Raw genomic sequence first — 17981 nt, 5'->3', positions numbered from 1 at the left:
TAGCTTCATAAAATCCATTTAATTTGTTTAGTGGGCGGTGGAGACAGGCTGGATGGTAGAAGGTGGCATACGGAGTAGAAGTAAAGTAGCAGTAGTGTGCTGTGTGCTCATTTGAGTAGCTAGCACTCAATTAACTGTAAAAAACACAGCTAAAATCGCCGTATCACCTGAGATTTAGCGAATAGATGGAAAAAGTACAGCTAATATAGTCGAGATTGGCTGATTGGTGGATTTTGGTGAAAATTAACTGCAGGAAATACATCTATTGCTCCAAAGTGAGGAGAATCAGAAAAATTTGCTTCATAAAATCCATTTAATTTGTTTAGTTGGCGGTGGAGACAGGCTGGATGGTAGAAGGCGGCATACAGAGTAGAAGTAAAGTAGCAGTAGAAGTAGAAGAAGAAGTAGAAGTAGAAGTAGAAGTAGTGTGCTGTGTGCTCATATAAGTAGCTGGCGTTCAAATGACTGTGAAAAAAAAATTTCCTATGTAAAAAACTGACATGATCTGAAAGATCAAAAGAATAAATACAAATTATTATTTTTGGTGAAAGCGAAGCGGCTCCCATGGGCAATAGCGCCGTCTCCCACCGCCCACTAGCGCACAAAAATTGTGCGCAAGGTCTGCTACTCCGTCGTCCGTCGCACGCTAGCGCACAAATATTGCGCGTATCACGTTTGACCAGAAAGGAAGAGGGTGATAAGTTTAATTGAGATAAAAGCGACTACTAGGTACCTGGGAAAGGTGGACATATAGATGACAGCACATTCGGCAAAACCAATCATAGGACTCATAGGCACAGGCGTGATGGGTAAAAGCATGGCAGGACATTTGATTCACGCAGGATATGAAGTTCATGTGTTTACACGTACGAAAGCAAAGGCACAGGAGCTATTGGAAAAGGGGGCAAATTGGCAGGACACGCCCGGCGCATTAGCGCAGAAGTGTCAGGTTATTATGACGATGGTTGGATTTCCAAGCGATGTCGAAGACATCTATTTTGGGAACAACGGCATCCTTGCTATGGCAGAGCCAGGCAGCTTCCTAATCGATTTGACGACGTCGAGCCCGTCTCTGGCCAAACGGATATATGAGGAAGCGATGACGCGTCAACTATTCGCCTTGGATGCTCCTGTTTCTGGTGGAGATATTGGGGCAAGAGAAGCACGCTTGTCCATTATGGTCGGTGGCGCTCGCGACGTGTTCGAGCAGATGCTGCCTATTTTCCAAAAAATCGGCACGAATATCGTCCATCAAGGTGAAGCGGGTGCTGGGCAACACACGAAGATGTGTAACCAAATTGCGATTGCAAGCAACATGATGGGTGTTGTTGAAGCGCTTGTTTATGCGAAGAAAGCGGGGCTTAATCCGACAACGGTGCTGCAAAGCATTGAAACAGGTGCCGCGGGCAGCTGGTCTTTAAGTAATTTGGGGCCGCGAATGATTGCTGATAATTTTGCGCCAGGTTTCTATGTGAAGCATTTTATTAAGGATATGAAGATTGCTTTGCAATCGGCCGAAGAAATGAAAGTAGAGCTACCAGGATTGACGCTTGCAAAATCACTATATGAACAATTAGCCGCAATGGGCGAAGAGGAAAGTGGTACCCAAGCGTTGTATAAATTAATAGATAAATAAATGATAGCTGTTTGACCTGGAGGTTGACTAATGAAAATCGTAATTGCACCTGACTCTTTTAAAGGCAGTCTTAGCTCAGAAGAAGTGGCCAAGGCAATAAGAGAGGGGATTCTTCGGGCTATGCCAGACGCAGAAACCGTCCTCATCCCTATGGCAGACGGCGGCGAGGGGACCGTAGATAGCCTTGTGCAGGCGACGCAGGGAAGTAAGATTACTGTTCCCGTGCGAGGCCCGCTGCAAGATGAAGTAATGGCTTCGTATGGCGTCCTAGGAGACGGCCTTACGTGTGTGATTGAAATGGCGTCAGCTTCCGGTCTCGTACTAATTCCCGAGGAGCACCGAAATCCGATGCTGGCGACAACCTACGGCACGGGTCAATTAATTCGCCATGCACTCGATCATGGCTACCGTTCCTTCATTCTTGCACTCGGCGGCAGCGCAACGAATGATGGTGGGAGCGGCATGCTCCAAGCGTTAGGCTTACAACTCCTAGACGCGGAAGGGCGTGAGATTGGAGCAGGCGGACAAGCCCTGTCTCACCTCACACAGATTGATGCCTCAAAATGGGATGAGCGCGCCATCCGTGAATCGCGCTTTACCATTGCTTCCGATGTCACGAATCCATTCATTGGTCCGCAAGGGGCATCGCATGTTTTTGGACCGCAGAAAGGTGCGACACCCGAGATGGTTGAAACCCTTGATGCAGCACTCACCAACTTTGCCAATCTGATGCTAGCGCATACGGGGATTGCGGTGCATCATCTCCCTGGAGCTGGCGCCGCGGGCGGGCTTGGCGGTGCGTTTCAAGCGTTCTTCCCTGCAAGCACGCAGCGAGGTATCGACGTGGTCATCGAGATGACCAAGTTAAATGAGCATCTGCAGGATGCCGATCTTGTCATCACTGGCGAAGGGCAGACGGACGCCCAGACCGCCTCCGGCAAAGCACCGATGGGGATTGCGCAGGCGGCTTCGAAGCTTGGTGTACCTGTTATTGTTTTATCTGGATCCATAGGGCATGGGATTGAGAAGCTATATGAATATGGCATGACGAGTATTCACAGTATTGTGAGCGGTCCGATGACACTTCAGGAGGCGATGAGTCGCACACCTGAGCTTGTAGCGCAGAAGGCAGAGCAAGTCATGCGTACTTATTTGGCTGGACGAAAGCAGGAGGTATAGACTATGCCCACGAATAAACAAGCGGAAGACCCATTGGTACTCCCCAAAGGTGTAGCAGCTCCAGCGAGGCGAGCGTTAGCAGGGGCAGGTATTACGAAGCTTCATGATTTCACTCAAATAACCGAGACTGAGCTTATGAAGCTGCATGGCATGGGTCCCAAAGCGAGAGATTTGATTCGAGAAGAACTAGCTGCGAAGGGCTTATCTTTTAAACAATGAAAATGGTATACCGACAAGCTCCTAGTCATAAATAAGGTTATTATGATGTGTAAAGGAGTAAGCTCATGCTATTATCAACCCAATTGTATGTAGCGACAACCGGAAATGATGATCACGATGGAAGCAAAGAAGCGCCATTCTTAACGATAACCAAAGCTCAGATGACAGTTCGGACAATCATCCACAAAGGGATGAATCGCGATGTCATCGTCTTTGTGTCCGGTGGCACCTATTATTTAGGAGATACATGGAAATTAGATGAACGTGATTCGGGCAGAGATGGCTTTCGTGTGAGCTATTGTAATGTGCCTGGTGAAGAAGTCAAGATCATAGGTGGAAGGCCAGTTACAAACTGGGAGCCTTATAGCTCCGATATGTGGCGTACCTGGTTAGGGCCCGGAAGAATCTTCCACACGCTATATGCGGATGGCGAACGCATGGCTAAAGCACGTTTGCCAGCTACGGGATACTTTCTAGTAGCTGGTGAGCCTGAAGCGACTTGCCGAGAAGGCATTTATTATCGAGAGGGAGATATGCCAGAAGGGAGTGACCTTTCGCAAGCTCAAGTATTCATTTGGCCAGGGAAAGGGGAATGGAACTGGTTTTCAGAGCTGAGATCCGTCAAATCTCATGATGCTCAGGCAAGATATGTTGCATTTCAGCAACCCTCCATTTGGGAAATAGGCGAAGGCTCACGATATTTTATGCAAGGTTCACTCGATTTTCTTCAAGCACCAGGTCAATTTCACTATGATGAAAAAGACGGATGGCTCTACTACAAGCCGAGAATAGGTTCTCCGTTACACCAAGAGATTATCGTATCAACGGTTACGAGGCTGATTGAGATGAAAGGCAAAGATCAGGATGAGCCTATTCAGCATCTTCATTTTCATGGGCTCCAATTCTCCTGCACGGACTTCTGGTCGGATTATCAAATGATTCAAGAAGACGAAGGCTTAAGTAATGTAGAGCGGGATGAGCACCGAGAAGGATTGGTTTACATGCAGAACGCGAAGGATATCGAACTCGCGCATTGTCAACTCATCAACTCCGGAAGCTGCGGAATTTTCTTGGATCATCAAACGCGAAACATTCGGATACATGGCAATCTGATCGAGCATTTGGGGTATATGGGGATATGTGCATCAGGCTATTCACCGCTTCAAGGCTCATTTACTTCCACGCAAGCTTCATATACGAATAAAGAGCATCGGATAACGAACAACGTGATCCGCTATGGCGGTGAGCTGATCGGGCATGGCTGCGGGATTTTGCTGTATCAAAGTGGAGATAACGAAATCATCCATAATCGGATATCGCATATGCCGCGCTACGGAATCTCCTTGAAAGGGTTGCGTCACAAGGTCATGCCAGCAAGCATTTACGGAATACCAGTTACTTGGGAGAATCATTGGGATTTCCTCCATACGCGAAATAATTTCATCGCTTACAACGATATTTCGAATGTCATGATCGACAGTCAGGATGGCGGGATGATTGAATCCTGGGGTGTTGGGACGCAGAATACGATTAGTGGGAACCGCTTACATAACAGTGGGATTCATTTTTCTTTCGGCTTTGGCATTTATTTGGATGATGCTTCAGATTACTTCACGGTTTCCCAGAATGTGCTGACGGGTCTCTACAGTACTGGAGAAGGGAAGCTCTGGATGCTCATTTTTTCCAAAGGCATTGGCAACCTCATTCAAGGAAATCTTCTTGTAGCGAATCCCGATGCTATAGCTGCTATTGGCACTCAAGAGATGGCTGGCGAAGACAATAAAGAGGTCAGAGTGAGAGGGAACATTATTTATCATTCAGGTTACCTTTACTACTTCGTCAATTGGCGGGATGATAAGTTTGCCGAAGCGGATTATAATCTCTATTGGTCGGATCGGTCTCAGGACGCTTGTCAGGTAGCAGGGAAACTACCCTTGCCATCCTCAGGAGCAGACGTATTAGGTAGAAATGTCTATGATTGGCAGGCTTGGCGCTCCTTATTGGGTGGGAAATTTGATACACATTCACTCATCGCAGATCCGCAATTGAGACAATTGCCAGATGGGAAGATTCAGCTTGAGATCACGTCACCCGCCTATGAGCTTGGTTGGGTAGACATCGATGATAAACAAATAGGGCCACAGTAATTTCGTCATAATGAGAGAGGGGCTTGGTACTTATGAAAGGATTTGGCTTTTATAAATCCAAGAAATATTTGCAGCGCGTACTAAGCTCGATCATGTTATCGATGGTTGTTGTCCTATTAGCTTCCTCATTTGCCAATACGTATCTGTTGGAAAAATCAATGAAACGGATTCAGGAAGACTCGAATCTCAAAATTCTCACGCAAATGCAGTACAATTTCTCCTATATGAACGAAATCATTACGCACTTATCTTACTTTGTTTTAAAAGATAACTTGCTCATCCCTCTGATGTTCGATGAAACCTTACCCAAGATGGATTTAATTCGTGGCTACCAACGCATGTCCAGCATCATGGACAGTTCCTCCTTCTTACATTCCATGGTCGTCTATAATCATTCTCAGGATGAGATATACGGGACAACTACGAATTTCTTATTGGACGGCGGTGTGACCAAAAAGAAAATTTCGGATTGGTTGCTCGATCCTGTCCACCAGCACGAAACGTCTCGGCTCATTCCAGTCAGTCTTGAACGTGAGGATGGTCAAATCGATGCCTTCGCGTTCGTCGTAACGGAATCCTTGAAGCCTTTTTCACGTGGTGAATCCGCGATTGTTCTATATATCAAGTCCGATTGGGTCTTCGACAGTTTGAAGAAAATGAACGATACAGGCAGCCGATCGCAAGGTGATATTTTAATGGAAGACCAGGAAGGTCGCTTATATTCCTCTCACCATATAGATGCGTACGGCAGCAAAGCAACACAGGATACCATTCATTCCTACATTAAGAACCATAAGACTATAACCGATGAACCTTCCGGATTCGTGATCGGCGATGTGGAAGGTGAGAAGAGCATGATTACCTACATGGCAGATCCGATTCCGAATTGGACGATTCTGTATGTGCAGTCGTATGACCAATTGATGGCAGAAGTCACTCAGACACGTGTGAAGTCATTAGTGGTCTCTGGCATTCTCCTCTTGATTGCTATTGGCCTATCCGTCTGGTTGTCGTACAAATTGTATCATCCTATTGAAGATATGCTGCATCGGATTCGATTTCAGCATCCGCGCGGTGAACCTACGAGGCGAACCGAGGGGGATGAGCTTCATGCCATGAGTGAGAATTATTTGAAATTGTCTCATACCCTGCAAGAAATCAGCTCGGAACACATCGTGAATAAATATTACATCCGTAAATTTATGACAGACGGCCAAATGTTCTCACATCACGATATGATTGGCTTAATTGACAAGCATCAACTGAATATTGCTTATCCCGCCGAAATCATTGTCTGTGTGCTTCGCTTGGATCATTTTCAAGCGTACACGAATCATACAGCCCTTGCTTTGAAGAAAATGCATAGCTTTGCCATCACGAATATTGCGCAGGAAATGATGTCCAGGGCATATCCTTGTGAAGCTGTGGAGGTATGGGGGGATCATATTATTCTCATTGTATCGCTGATTGACGCGCCTGCCACAGTGAAAACAGATCGGATTCTTCCCATCCTTCAGGAAATCCAGCATACCATTGCGAAATATTACGATCTGAGCCTGTCGTGTGGACTTAGTGATCCCATTTCTCAATTGACACAGCTGTCATCGGGCTATACACAAGCCTTACAGAATAGCTTATATACCCTAATTTTCGGCTACAAGTCCATTATTACGAGTGATATGGTCAAAGAAAACAACGCGAATAAGCGCGTGTCGATCCCAGAAGCCATTGAACGGAAGCTATCCGAGAGCTTAAAGAAGGGCTTGATGACCGAAGCTGGGATTGAGCTGGAGAAAGCATTCTCCCTTTTTGCCACCTTCCATTATCATGATATTCATCGCGCTGTAATGAATTTAACCTGGGTAATCAAGTATACGGTTGTTGAAATTATGGAAAATCGCGTAACGAAGATGAGCTTCAATGTCGATTATATTCATCACATTCCACAGGAGAAGGAAACGTTAGAGGAAATGTATGTAGCTTTATTGGCCCTATGTTCACAAATTTGTGAGGGTCAGAAGCCGTCTAATGTGGAACGGAATGACATGATCTTGGAAACGGTCAAAGAACTCATCCATCAGAAGTATGCGGATATTAACCTGAGTCAGCAAACAATTGCAGCTACAGTCAAGCTATCATCAGCGTACTTGGGGAAATTGTTCAAGGATAGCTATCAAATTACACTCACAGAATATATCAATGAAGTTCGTTTGCAGCACGCCCAGCGTCTTCTTGAGAATGGGGATCATTCGGTCTTAGATATTATGGAAAAATGCGGTTATGCCAATCCGAGTTACTTTTTCCGATTATTCAAAGCCAAATTCGGAAGTACGCCGAAGGAATATCGCATGAAGAAATCGATTTCATAAGAGGGGAAATGTGATCAAGTTGCCGCCACTTCTTCCACCAATTGGTGCATGGAAGGGCGGTTTTGTGCTTTTCAATGATAAAAAGAGAGTAATTCGAACATTGTACATATGATTTCTACATGTTTTCGAACATCGTACGCTATGTAACCGATTCATCCTGTGGCAAGATACGAATAGGGAGGGAGGAGCACAATGATGAAATCGCATCCCAACAAGAAACGAAGGCTATTCCAGGAATTCAAACACCTGCGAAAGAATCGAGAGCTGCTGTTGCTTGCGACGCCGGGCATTTTGTTTGAACTGGTTATTAAGTATTTGCCCATGATTGGCCTCATCTTAGCCTTCAAGTATTTCAGGTATGATCAAGGGATTCTAGGGAGCAAATGGGTCGGCTTCAAAAATTTCGAATTTATATTCAAATCACAGGACGCCTGGCGTATTATTCGCAACACCCTTTTATACAACATGACCTATATCGTACTTGGAACGCTTGCTGCGCTCGTCCTTTCTATCCTGTTATATGAGGTAAGCGGCCGCATGGTGAAAGTGTATCAAACCACACTATTTCTACCGTATTTCATTTCATTAGTATTGGTCGGTTACATTGCGTACGGTTTCCTAGAGCATAAGAGTGGGTACCTCAATAGCTTTCTAAGCAACATCGGGCTTTCTCCGCACAAATGGTACTTTGAGACGACACCTTGGCTATTCATCCTGCCTGTGGTTGCTGTATGGAAAAGTGTCGGCTTCTCGACATTGATCTACTACGCTGGGATTGTTGGCATCAACACCGAATATTACGAAGCAGCGAAACTAGACGGCGCATCACGCGTTCAAATGATTTTTCGCATTTCACTGCCGCTCATGAAGCCATTGATAATCATTGTGTTTATTCTAGGCTTAGGCAATATATTCCGTGGTGATTTCGGATTGCATTACTTTGTGCCGAATAATGTTGGCGCTAATTTGGCCACGACAGATGTCATAGATACGTATGTGTATCGTGCTCTTGCAAAGCTTGGTGACATTAATTCCGGGGCAGCTGTAGGATTTCTACAATCGGTTGTGGGGTTAATTACCATTGTTTCAGCCAATGCAGCGGTACGCCGAATCGATAAAGAGAACGCGTTATTCTAATGGGGGAGGAGACTAGGAGCTTTATGGAGCTTGTCGTAGCTAAACCAGTGAAACCCGCCTCATTGTGGTATATTCATGTGTTTTTCGCCGTGATCTGTGTGTTGATGATCATCCCTTTTATACTCGTGATTGCAGTGTCATTGTCGTCCGAGAACAGTCTGATCCAATTCGGTTATCGTTTTATTCCCAAAGAGCTTAGCTTAGAAGCTTACCGAATTGTCTTCAAATCCCCCGACATTTGGCTGAAATCGTATGGGGTTACGATCGGAATCACCATTATTGGAACCGTGTTATCCCTGTTATTAACGGCGTTGACCGCATATCCGATGTCAAGACGAGACTTTCGCTATCATCGACCGCTTACGTTTTATATTTTCTTCACCTTGTTATTCAATGGGGGAACTATCCCGTTCTATATCTTAATGACACAATACTTGCATTTGAAAAATTCCATCCTTGCGCTCATCATTCCACTACTCATGAATCCTTTCAATATTATTATTATGAAAAGTTTCCTCGATAAAATTTCGATGGAAATTATCGAATCTGCCAAGATCGACGGCTCCAGTGAGCTTCGCATTTTTTATCGTATTATTATGCCGCTTTCCACACCGGCGCTAGCGACACTCGGTTTATTCATTTCTTTTGCCTATTGGAATGATTGGTTTAATGCCTTGTTGTTCATTGATGATAACAAATATGTGCCACTCCAACTGCTGCTCGTTCGCATTCTGTCGCAGATTGAATTTCTGGCGAATTCGCCTCTTGCCGAGGCAGCGAGTAAATTACAATTTGCGAACTTCCCAACTTTATCTGTGCGGATGGCGATGGCTTTGGTGGCAGGCGGGCCCATGATGATCATGTTTCCTTTTTTCCAAAAGTACTTTGTGAAAGGAATTACTGTAGGTTCACTGAAAAGCTGAGAGGAGGTGAGGGGCGTTCGTAAGGAGGATTTGATGTTCTGATGATACTAGGGGTACTTAATATGGAGGTGTGAAGGTTGATAAAAGGAAAAAAAATGTACCTGAGCAGTGCAGCCATTATGCTTCTGAGTATGTCCGTGTTAGCTGGATGCAAGACCGACACGGCAAGTGAATCGTCATCACCGGCAGCAACAACCCCAGCAACAACGACAAGCGCGACGCCCGCAACACCTGCACCCAGCACACTGCCTGAAGTCAAATTGACGTTTTATTATCCAAGTAATCCGCCGGGTAAAGATCAGGCTCTTGTGAATGAGGAAGTCAATAAGTATGTGAAGAGCAAAATCAATGCAACCGTAGACCTTAAGCCGCTTTCTTTTGATGAATATGATCCGAAACTGAACACCATCATGGCCTCTGGTGAAGCCTTCGATGTGGCATGGGGCTCGAAATATTGGCTGCTCAGCTATCAGCCGAACATTGATAAGGGTGCGCTCTTGGAGCTGACCGATGCGATGATTAGCAAAAATGCGGCTGCAGCCCGGAAGAACATTCCCGATAAATTCTGGCCGGATATGAAAGCGACGGATGGCAAAGTGTACGGCTTTCCGGTTTATCAAATCGCAGCCAAGACGAAGAGTCTCGTCATTCAAAAGCAATTCGTGGATAAATACAAGTTGGATGTTAATTCAATTAAAACGTATAAAGACCTCGAGCCTTTCCTGAAATCAATCAAGGACAATGAAAAGGATGTTATTCCTTTCGGGATGGCTCAGAATTCATGGGGCCTCTATACAGACCCAAATCTGGTCGCCGCAGATGGTCTTGCGGTTGCTTACAAGAAGGATGACAAAACATACACGTCCATTACGAAAATTCAACAGTTGCAAAATAAGAAGGACTTCTTCACGACGATGCATAAATGGTCTTTAGCTGGCTATATCAACGAGGATGCACCGCTGCTCAAAAACATTACAGATCTCAAGAAGAAGGGGAAAGTGGCGGTAAGCCTTGAGTTTACGACGAAGCCAGGCGGCGAAGTGGATGAAATGGCGAATAATGGCGGCAACGCTGTTGTTTATGTGCCGATTTCCGATTCCTACTTTACAGGTGTTGCGAGCGCCATGCAGGTGATAAGCAAAACTTCCAAAAACCCAGAACGCGCCCTCATGTTCATTAACCTTCTTAACACAGATAAAGTGTTGTACAATCTGATTTCGAATGGGTTGGAAGGCAAGCACTATACGAAGAAGGATGACAAATATATCGAACCGATCAAGGATTCCGGTTATGCGCCGAATGTGGATTGGGTGTTCGGGAACCAATTTAACGCGTTCTTGAAAGGTGCACAGACACCAGATGTATGGGACAAAACGATTAAATTGAACGAAAGCGCCATGGTTCCGGCTTCCTACGGATTTGATGTCAATAGAGACACCATCAAATCTGAGGTTGCCAACGTGACCGCCGTAGATCTCGAGTTTCAAGTTGCTCTTGAAACCGGTGCAGTAGATCCTGCGGATCAACTACAGAAATACATCGACAAGCTGAAAGCGGCTGGTCAAGACAAGATTGATGCAGAAACAACGAAGCAATGGCAAGCTTTCTTGAAAGCGAAAGGCTTGTAAGTAGTGCAGTGTAAAAAGCCGTTCCTTGTGGTCATTTGACCGCATGGGACGGCTTTTGCTGTCGCTGCATCATATTAGGCCAAGCTCTCGAATATAGATGAGTAAACGAGGAGATAAAGTCAGCTACCTTTTCAAAGTAAAGGATGGCTGTTTTTATTTTCATGCATATACTAATCCTACAAAGGCAGGAACGAAAGAGGTGATCTTGGTGGGAACACGGCTATTATCGGAAAAGTTAGTGAAAACGCGCTTTCCCCATTTAAGGTACATCCGAATTCACACTTCAGATAAATATAAGGCGACCATTTATGCATGGACGGAAGATATGCAGCTATCTAAGCAAGATGAACTGAATGTGGAAAAATATGCAAACGCTTACTTGTATCCGTATGTGGTTTTTCAAGTGAAGGCGTATAACGCGGTGCGAGCAGATAAAGTGCCATTACTGCAAGAAGTGCCTTCCGAAATTGTGCTAACTGCACTACGCTCAAACTTGAATCAATATGGGATTCTAGCTGCGATCAATCGGCAATTTCCTTATGGGCGGCTACGATTTAAGCATTATGACGTCATCAATAGCATCATTCATTTTGACTTCGATGCGCTTAGGCGAATGGAGGAGCAAGAGAAGGAACACATGCTGCGCTGCTTGCGCGAAATGATCCCTCTCGGTTGCTACTGCGAGGTTCAATTTCTGGAGGATGAGATGTAACGTCGGTTAAATCAAACTATTCATACTGTATTTTCTTAATTTCACTCGATTTCACCTGAAGTCTCCGAGAAAAACGGAGACTTTTGTTTGCTTATAAATATTAATGCTTGCCAACGCTATGCTTTAGTATGTATCTTTTTCCAGAAGGCATTTCAGTTTGTAGATGCAGTCCACTATTGGAAATACATAACGTCAACTTAAAGGAGATACATATGCCATGCTGAATCGATCCCCGTACCTTTTATTAATCCTAGCCACTTGCATTTGGGGAGGAAACTTTGTAGCTGGAAAGGCTCTTGTGCTGCAAATTCCGCCAATTACACTGGCTACAGGCCGTTGGGGTATTGCTTTCCTATGCTTACTTCTCTTCTTTGGCAAAGCAGCCTGGCGACTCAAACATGAATTTCTCGCGAATTGGAAAATGGTTGTTTTCCTCTCCCTGACAGGAGTAGCGGGATTTAACTCACTCACGTATGTTGCTGTTCAGTACACGGGCTCCATTAATGCCTCATTAATGAATTCGGCGACACCTATTTTCGTTGTTCTCATTACTTGGGCTGTTATGAAGGAAAGACTTGCCTGGTGGGCACTGCCGGGTATTGGTGTATCGATCCTAGGTGTGTGTTGGATTATTAGTCAAGGGGATTTGTCTGCGCTCCTCCGGTTATCCGTCAATCAAGGTGATATGTACATGCTAATCGCTGTCTTATGCTGGGCCTTATATTCAGTGGGCATGAAAAAAATGGCTGGTCGCTTTCCGGCAAGCCCATTTTTACTGGTGCAAGTAACCGTTGCGCTCGTGGTGTTGATTCCTAGTGCATCCATAGAGTGGATCATCAAGGAACCTATGGTGTCGTGGAGTCCCGCCTTGATAAGCGGATTACTTTATGTGGGAATCTTCGCGTCCATCGTAGCTTTCTTGAGCTGGAATAAAGCCATAGAGCTTGCTGGTCCCCAGCGTTGTGCAGGATTTCTCAACTTCATACCTTTGTTTAGCGCAATCTTTGCAACTACCTTTACGGGGGAATCCTTGCAGCTATATCATCTGTTGGGAGCCTTATCCATCGTGTTAGGTGTGTATTTGACGAATAGGGCAATGAAGCAGCAAGTGCGCCCCTTTTTATCAAAGTGAATAAAACTTGTTGCAGGCATAGTGGGGGGATTGGGTGGGAGTCCCACATTATAAGCAAATATTAGTAAAGAGATTATGATTATTGATTGGATTCTTCCTCATCTTTAGTTCAAGATAGAATTAAGTGGAGGGGGAGATCAAAATGACAGGGAACACATTCAGCAAGTTGATTCGCCTATTTTGGACATTTCTTCGAATTAGCCCGCTTACATTTGGTGGCGGCTATGCCATGCTACCTGCCATTCAACGAGAGGTCGTCTTCATGAAGAATTGGATGTCAGACGCGGAAATGTCAGAGCTCCTGGCCATCTCCGGTGCAGCCCCAGGTGGAGTTGGTGTCAATGTATCTGCGTTGGTCGGTTATCGTCTCGCAGGCATTGCAGGAGCCATCGCGGCTGTCGTAGGGATTACACTACCGACCTTTCTGATCGTCCTCTTGCTAAGTGTGCTTTACGCTTGGCTTGAGCATTACCCGAAAATGCAAGCCCTTATGGAGGGGATTCATGCAGCGATTATAGGTCTTATTGCGGCTGCCGCGTACAAAATGGCAAAATCTTCGATCTTCGATCGGATTACCCTCCTTATAGCAGTAGGTACTGTGTTTGTCATGCTCGTCGTTCAGGTATCGCCGCTCGTGTTGATCACACTCGGCGTAGTGGCCGGTCTCGTCGCCATGTATCTTAAGAACAAATGGGGCAGGGTAAAACCTCCATCTCATACAGAACTACCTGCATCTAAAAATGCTGACAACAAGACCGCTGAATGGTTTATGGCGGATGGGATCTAAGGGACGAGGTGATTCGTAGATGTTACTCCAATTATTTATCGCATTTCTCAAAATAGGTCTCGTATCCTTTGGCGGCGGCTATGCCATGATTCCAGTCATCCAGCTTGAGGTCGAGCGGCATCACTGGATGACGGAAGAACAGTTTTATCATGTGATTGCCTTGTCTGGCACCAGCCCTGGTCCTATTGCTACGAATAGTGCCACGTTAATTGGCTATGAGACAGCGGGTATCCCTGGGGCTATTCTTGCGACGTTAGGCATGGTACTGCCGTCTCTAGTGGTCATCATCCTCGTAGCGGCCTTCTTGTTTCGTTGGCACTCGCATCCTTGGTTTAAATCATCCTTTTATGGTCTCAAGCCTGTTGTGTCAGGATTTATCGTCTATGCAGCGCTGCATTTTGGCCAATCATCCTTCGGAACGGTAGATACAGGGGTCACGTGGAAACAAGTTGCAACACTACTTATTGCGTTCGGTGCTTTTATGGCGATTGTAAAATATAAAGTGCATCCATTTGTTGTTATTGTTGGGGCTGGCGTTCTGGGAATCGCTTTTTTCTTGTAAAAAATGTTCGTTTCGGCAGTTCCTGAGAACGGGAGGATCTAGTTGCCGCTGTCGGACGGATCTAAGTCGATTTTGGATTGTGCCCCCCTAATCCATACCTCTAACCTCTATAAGGTGATGGGTAAGGATTTTTCTATTTTCCGCTAGTTAAGCTGATAAATTTTTCTTTTATGGGCAATAAACATCTTTATATTTTTGATAAATGTTATATAATGTACAATATATAACTAATAGAACATACTATATAACGTTATTTCGTTGCTTAAGGAGGGAAACATCATCGAACTTACGGCTCGCCAGTTAGAAATAATTGATCTCGTCAGCAAATATGCACCTATTACTGGAGAACGCATCGCTGAGTTGCTGGGGGTTAGTCGACCGACCATTCGCTCGGATCTAGCAGTCTTAGTGATGTTAAGGCATATCGATGCCAAACCAAAGGTGGGCTATTTTCTCGGAACAGCAGCACACGACGTCCATGCACCAAGCAAGTTGATTGAGTCCGTGAAGGTGAAGGACGTAATGGGCATTCCCGTTTTGCTTCGGGAAACAGTAACTGTCAGTGATGCCGTTGTTGCCCTTTTTCTCGAAAATGTGGGGAGTTTGATGATTGTTAATCAGGAGGGCGCACTAGCAGGCGTGGTTTCACGAAAGGATTTACTGAAGGTTACGTTAGGACAAGCAACGGCAACGGCAATGCCAGTCTCGTTGGTGATGACCAGACAACCGAACATTGTTACGGTGAAACCTGAAGATAGCGTGCTGGAAGCAGCTCGGAAGATGATTCATCATGAAGTGGACACCTTACCCGTCGTCAAGGCAATGGAGGGCAGGGAAGGGCTGGAAGTTGTAGGCCGAATTACGAAAACAACAATGACCAAATTGCTGCTGGATGTAGCGCTAGGTACGTAAATCAGGGGGAATTTACATGGGAGAGAAGCTGCATACCATTTTCGTATGTTCGGATTCGGTAGGAGAAACAGCAAATACGGTTGTTCAAGCAACGATTCGGCAGTTTAATGCAAGTCAGGTTGTCGTGAAGCGACATGGTTCCATTCGAACGGAAGATGAAGTAAGAACGATCGTAGAAGAAGCATCACGAGTGAAGGGGTTTATCGCCTACACGCTTGTATTGCCTGAACTAAGAGAAATGATGCGGCAAGAAGCTATCCGAGTGAACGTGAATGCCATCGATATTATGGGCCCTATGATGCAAGCCTTTATTGACACGTTTAAGGATTCGCCTAAGCGTAAAGTCGGGCTGCTCTATCAGTTAGATGAACAGTATTATCAGCGGGTTGAGGCGGTAGAATTTACAGTCAATAGTGATGATGGCAAAGATCCTAGCACAATGAAACAGGCCCATATCGTCCTGATCGGACCTTCACGAACATCTAAGACGCCGCTTAGCATATACTTGGCGCACAAAGGATTTAAGGTATCGAATTATCCTTTAGTTCCAGAAGTTAAACCACCTAGTCTCTTATTTGAGCTAGACCCGAAGAAGCTTGTCGGACTGACGATGAGTGTGGATAAATTGATTGGTATTCGTACAGAACGGCTGAAAGCCGTTGGTCTCCCTTTCGGAGCTAAATATGCGACGAAAGAGCGCATAGAGGAAGAATTAGCTTTTGCCATGAATCTGTATCGTGATCTGGGTTGTTCGATTATTGATGTGAGCGAGAAAGCGATTGAGGAAACAGCAGGTTTAATTTTGGCGGAACGATCATAACGTTTCAGACAACGAATCAAACCAATTTCGAGAGGGTGGATCGCTTATGCACAGAGACTTATCTTTGGAAATCGTACGGGTAACAGAGGCAGCAGCCATTGCATCATCTAGCTGGACAGGGAAAGGGAATAAGCATGATGCGGATGGAGCCGCAACTTCCGCGATGCGGGAGTATTTCAGTGCTGTTCCTTTTCGAGGGACGGTTGTTATTGGTGAAGGGGAAATGGATGAAGCGCCAATGCTTTACATTGGGGAAGAGGTAGGCAGTGGCGTTGGACCTGAATATGATGTGGCTGTTGATCCATTAGAGGGAACTGATATTGTGGCAAGCGGTCGGAATAATGCCCTTTCTGTTGTGGCTATTGCAGAGAAAGGCAGTCTCCTCCATGCCCCTGATATGTATATGGCGAAGCTGGCGGTTGGTCCGCGATTGGCTGGCAAGCTGAGTCTTGAAGATCCACTTGAGGTGACTATTCAGAAAGCGGCAAGCATTCTGCATAAGGAAATTTCAGAGCTGACGGTCTCCATCCTGGATCGCAATCGACATGCCGAACACATTATGATCTTGCGTAAACTCGGAGTCAAAATTTATTTACTAAGCGACGGCGATGTGGCAGGCGCGATAGCGGTGGCGTTCCCAGAAACTGGGATCGATCTGCATGTAGGTTCAGGGGGAGCTCCCGAAGGTGTCCTTGCAGCAGCAGCATTGCGTTGTATGGGTGGCGAACTGCAAGGGCGTTTGCTGCCTGAGAATGAAGAAGAATATCAACGTTGTCTAGCCATGGGGATTTCGGATCCATCGAAAGTGTTGAGAATGCAGGACCTTGTGGGCGATTCCGATATTATTTTTGCGGCAACTGGGGTCACATCAGGCGATTTCTTACATGGTGTCAAATATGGCTGGGGCGGTCGTGCGCAAACCCACTCGGTAGTGATGAGAGCGCAGACGCAGACCGTGCGTTTTATCCAATGTGTTCACCAGTTGCATGAGGAGCAACGCGGGAGTGCTTAATTCTAAAGAACAACGAAACTAGGAAGATCAACTTAGACATGTGCCAAGTTCCCCTCTGCATATACTTGTGTTGAGAAGATGCGAAAAGAGGGATAACATGAGCTTGTCTTCAATTGATTTTCTTTCCGTCGTCCGCAGTTGCATACCTGAGGAGGCCGAGATTATCGTGCTGAAGCAGGAGGGAGATCCCGCGGCGATTCTATACGCCGATGTGGATGGTGATGGGTTTCCAGAAATCACAGCCCTATATAGATATTTAGACCATCAATATTTGTTTTCCTTGAAAGAGTACTCCGGTAATTGGTTTCCAATCGGGTCGGCATCAACAGGGAAAGATCTTGCTGTGAAGGACTTTGCTGCAGCGCCAGTTTCACGCAAAGAAGGCTGGGATGTCCTGATTGGTTGGGAGCGGGCGGATGAACCGATAGCAGAACTGGATATTATTCAATGGACGCAAACAGGTTTTCAGCGCGTGATTCCACCTGGTACGACCTATTCTCATTTGGAAATCGAAGATATGCCGACACGGAATGGTCCAGATGGCTTGTGTGAAATTGCCTTGTGGACGCAGGAGCAAGGTCAAGCGTACCGGGTAGAAACGTATCGCTGGGATCCCTATCGGCTTGTGCCGACAAGTGATGTGCATGCCTACTATTTCCAAAAAGTTGCTCGCTACTACGAGAATTTAACGCAGGAACAACCGAATGAGGGGCTGTATCGAAGTTATTTGGAGGATGCTCAGAAGCGGGCAGGCGGTATTTAGGGAAGTCTATTATGTGCCAGGAGAAATTTCCTCCTGGTTTTTT

At 45.7% G+C, this 17981-nt stretch carries 16 protein-coding genes; all 16 read left to right on the top strand.

Annotated features, from left to right (window positions below; translation table 11 throughout):
- The first annotated feature begins 754 nt into the window (after positions 1-754).
- The 16 genes from GC096_RS16860 (at position 755) to GC096_RS16785 (ending at position 17938) form a co-directional block, all read left to right on the top strand.
- Positions 755-1636, top strand: a complete 882-nt coding sequence (locus tag GC096_RS16860; protein WP_171631762.1) for an NAD(P)-dependent oxidoreductase — start codon at positions 755-757, stop codon at positions 1634-1636.
- Positions 1637-1666: 30 nt separating this feature from the next.
- Positions 1667-2815 (top strand): glycerate kinase, encoded by a 1149-nt coding sequence (locus GC096_RS16855; RefSeq protein WP_171631760.1) that lies wholly within the window; start codon positions 1667-1669, stop codon positions 2813-2815.
- Between the two features lie 3 nt (positions 2816-2818).
- Positions 2819-3034: a helix-hairpin-helix domain-containing protein gene (locus tag GC096_RS16850; protein ID WP_171631759.1), complete on the top strand. Its 216-nt coding sequence runs from the start codon at positions 2819-2821 to the stop codon at positions 3032-3034.
- A 65-nt stretch (positions 3035-3099) separates the two neighbouring features.
- Complete coding sequence (locus tag GC096_RS16845) at positions 3100-5181, top strand: right-handed parallel beta-helix repeat-containing protein (RefSeq protein ID WP_171631758.1); 2082 nt, start codon at positions 3100-3102, stop codon at positions 5179-5181.
- Between the two features lie 32 nt (positions 5182-5213).
- Positions 5214-7550, top strand: a complete 2337-nt coding sequence (locus tag GC096_RS16840; protein WP_171631756.1) for an AraC family transcriptional regulator — start codon at positions 5214-5216, stop codon at positions 7548-7550.
- A gap of 192 nt (positions 7551-7742) precedes the next feature.
- Positions 7743-8687: an ABC transporter permease gene (locus GC096_RS16835; protein ID WP_171631755.1), complete on the top strand. Its 945-nt coding sequence runs from the start codon at positions 7743-7745 to the stop codon at positions 8685-8687.
- A gap of 23 nt (positions 8688-8710) precedes the next feature.
- Positions 8711-9610 (top strand): carbohydrate ABC transporter permease, encoded by a 900-nt coding sequence (locus GC096_RS16830; RefSeq protein ID WP_171631754.1) that lies wholly within the window; start codon positions 8711-8713, stop codon positions 9608-9610.
- A 77-nt stretch (positions 9611-9687) separates the two neighbouring features.
- The gene (locus GC096_RS16825) at positions 9688-11238 is read left to right on the top strand and encodes an ABC transporter substrate-binding protein (RefSeq protein WP_171631752.1); all 1551 of its coding nucleotides are present in this window, start codon (positions 9688-9690) and stop codon (positions 11236-11238) included.
- Positions 11239-11446: 208 nt separating this feature from the next.
- Entirely contained in the window at positions 11447-11950 is a 504-nt protein-coding gene (locus GC096_RS16820; protein ID WP_171631751.1) for a hypothetical protein, read from the top strand.
- 217 nt (positions 11951-12167) lie between these two features.
- Positions 12168-13082, top strand: coding sequence for a DMT family transporter (locus GC096_RS16815; protein ID WP_246302795.1), 915 nt, complete (start codon positions 12168-12170; stop codon positions 13080-13082).
- 142 nt (positions 13083-13224) lie between these two features.
- A complete protein-coding gene (locus GC096_RS16810; RefSeq protein ID WP_246302794.1) occupies positions 13225-13869 on the top strand; it encodes a chromate transporter in 645 nt (214 codons plus the stop codon).
- A 19-nt stretch (positions 13870-13888) separates the two neighbouring features.
- The gene (locus tag GC096_RS16805) at positions 13889-14431 is read left to right on the top strand and encodes a chromate transporter (RefSeq protein WP_171631750.1); all 543 of its coding nucleotides are present in this window, start codon (positions 13889-13891) and stop codon (positions 14429-14431) included.
- A gap of 258 nt (positions 14432-14689) precedes the next feature.
- Positions 14690-15343 (top strand): helix-turn-helix transcriptional regulator, encoded by a 654-nt coding sequence (locus GC096_RS16800; protein WP_171631748.1) that lies wholly within the window; start codon positions 14690-14692, stop codon positions 15341-15343.
- 16 nt (positions 15344-15359) lie between these two features.
- The gene (locus tag GC096_RS16795; RefSeq protein ID WP_171631747.1) at positions 15360-16163 is read left to right on the top strand and encodes a pyruvate, water dikinase regulatory protein; all 804 of its coding nucleotides are present in this window, start codon (positions 15360-15362) and stop codon (positions 16161-16163) included.
- 46 nt (positions 16164-16209) lie between these two features.
- Positions 16210-17175 carry a class II fructose-bisphosphatase gene (gene glpX, locus GC096_RS16790; protein WP_171631745.1) on the top strand — a complete coding sequence of 322 codons (966 nt, stop codon included), beginning with the start codon at positions 16210-16212 and terminating at the stop codon, positions 17173-17175.
- Positions 17176-17272: 97 nt separating this feature from the next.
- Positions 17273-17938: a hypothetical protein gene (locus GC096_RS16785; protein ID WP_171631744.1), complete on the top strand. Its 666-nt coding sequence runs from the start codon at positions 17273-17275 to the stop codon at positions 17936-17938.
- Positions 17939-17981: the final 43 nt, after the last annotated feature.

Origin of the sequence: Paenibacillus plantarum, assembly GCF_013141695.1 — a bacterium.
GTDB lineage: Bacteria > Bacillota > Bacilli > Paenibacillales > NBRC-103111 > Paenibacillus_E > Paenibacillus_E plantarum.
Note: the sequence above shows the minus strand (reverse complement) of the source record. Positions and strands in the feature narration are given on the sequence as shown.

Coding starts and splice junctions, on each gene's coding strand:
- GC096_RS16805 (WP_171631750.1), top strand. CDS start 13,889: ATGTTACTCCAATTATTTATCGCATTTCTCAAAATAGGTCTCGTATCC.
- GC096_RS16845 (WP_171631758.1), top strand. CDS start 3,100: ATGCTATTATCAACCCAATTGTATGTAGCGACAACCGGAAATGATGAT.
- glpX (WP_171631745.1), top strand. CDS start 16,210: ATGCACAGAGACTTATCTTTGGAAATCGTACGGGTAACAGAGGCAGCA.
- GC096_RS16785 (WP_171631744.1), top strand. CDS start 17,273: ATGAGCTTGTCTTCAATTGATTTTCTTTCCGTCGTCCGCAGTTGCATA.
- GC096_RS16850 (WP_171631759.1), top strand. CDS start 2,819: ATGCCCACGAATAAACAAGCGGAAGACCCATTGGTACTCCCCAAAGGT.
- GC096_RS16860 (WP_171631762.1), top strand. CDS start 755: ATGACAGCACATTCGGCAAAACCAATCATAGGACTCATAGGCACAGGC.
- GC096_RS16835 (WP_171631755.1), top strand. CDS start 7,743: ATGATGAAATCGCATCCCAACAAGAAACGAAGGCTATTCCAGGAATTC.
- GC096_RS16855 (WP_171631760.1), top strand. CDS start 1,667: ATGAAAATCGTAATTGCACCTGACTCTTTTAAAGGCAGTCTTAGCTCA.
- GC096_RS16815 (WP_246302795.1), top strand. CDS start 12,168: ATGCTGAATCGATCCCCGTACCTTTTATTAATCCTAGCCACTTGCATT.
- GC096_RS16810 (WP_246302794.1), top strand. CDS start 13,225: ATGACAGGGAACACATTCAGCAAGTTGATTCGCCTATTTTGGACATTT.
- GC096_RS16840 (WP_171631756.1), top strand. CDS start 5,214: ATGAAAGGATTTGGCTTTTATAAATCCAAGAAATATTTGCAGCGCGTA.
- GC096_RS16830 (WP_171631754.1), top strand. CDS start 8,711: ATGGAGCTTGTCGTAGCTAAACCAGTGAAACCCGCCTCATTGTGGTAT.
- GC096_RS16795 (WP_171631747.1), top strand. CDS start 15,360: ATGGGAGAGAAGCTGCATACCATTTTCGTATGTTCGGATTCGGTAGGA.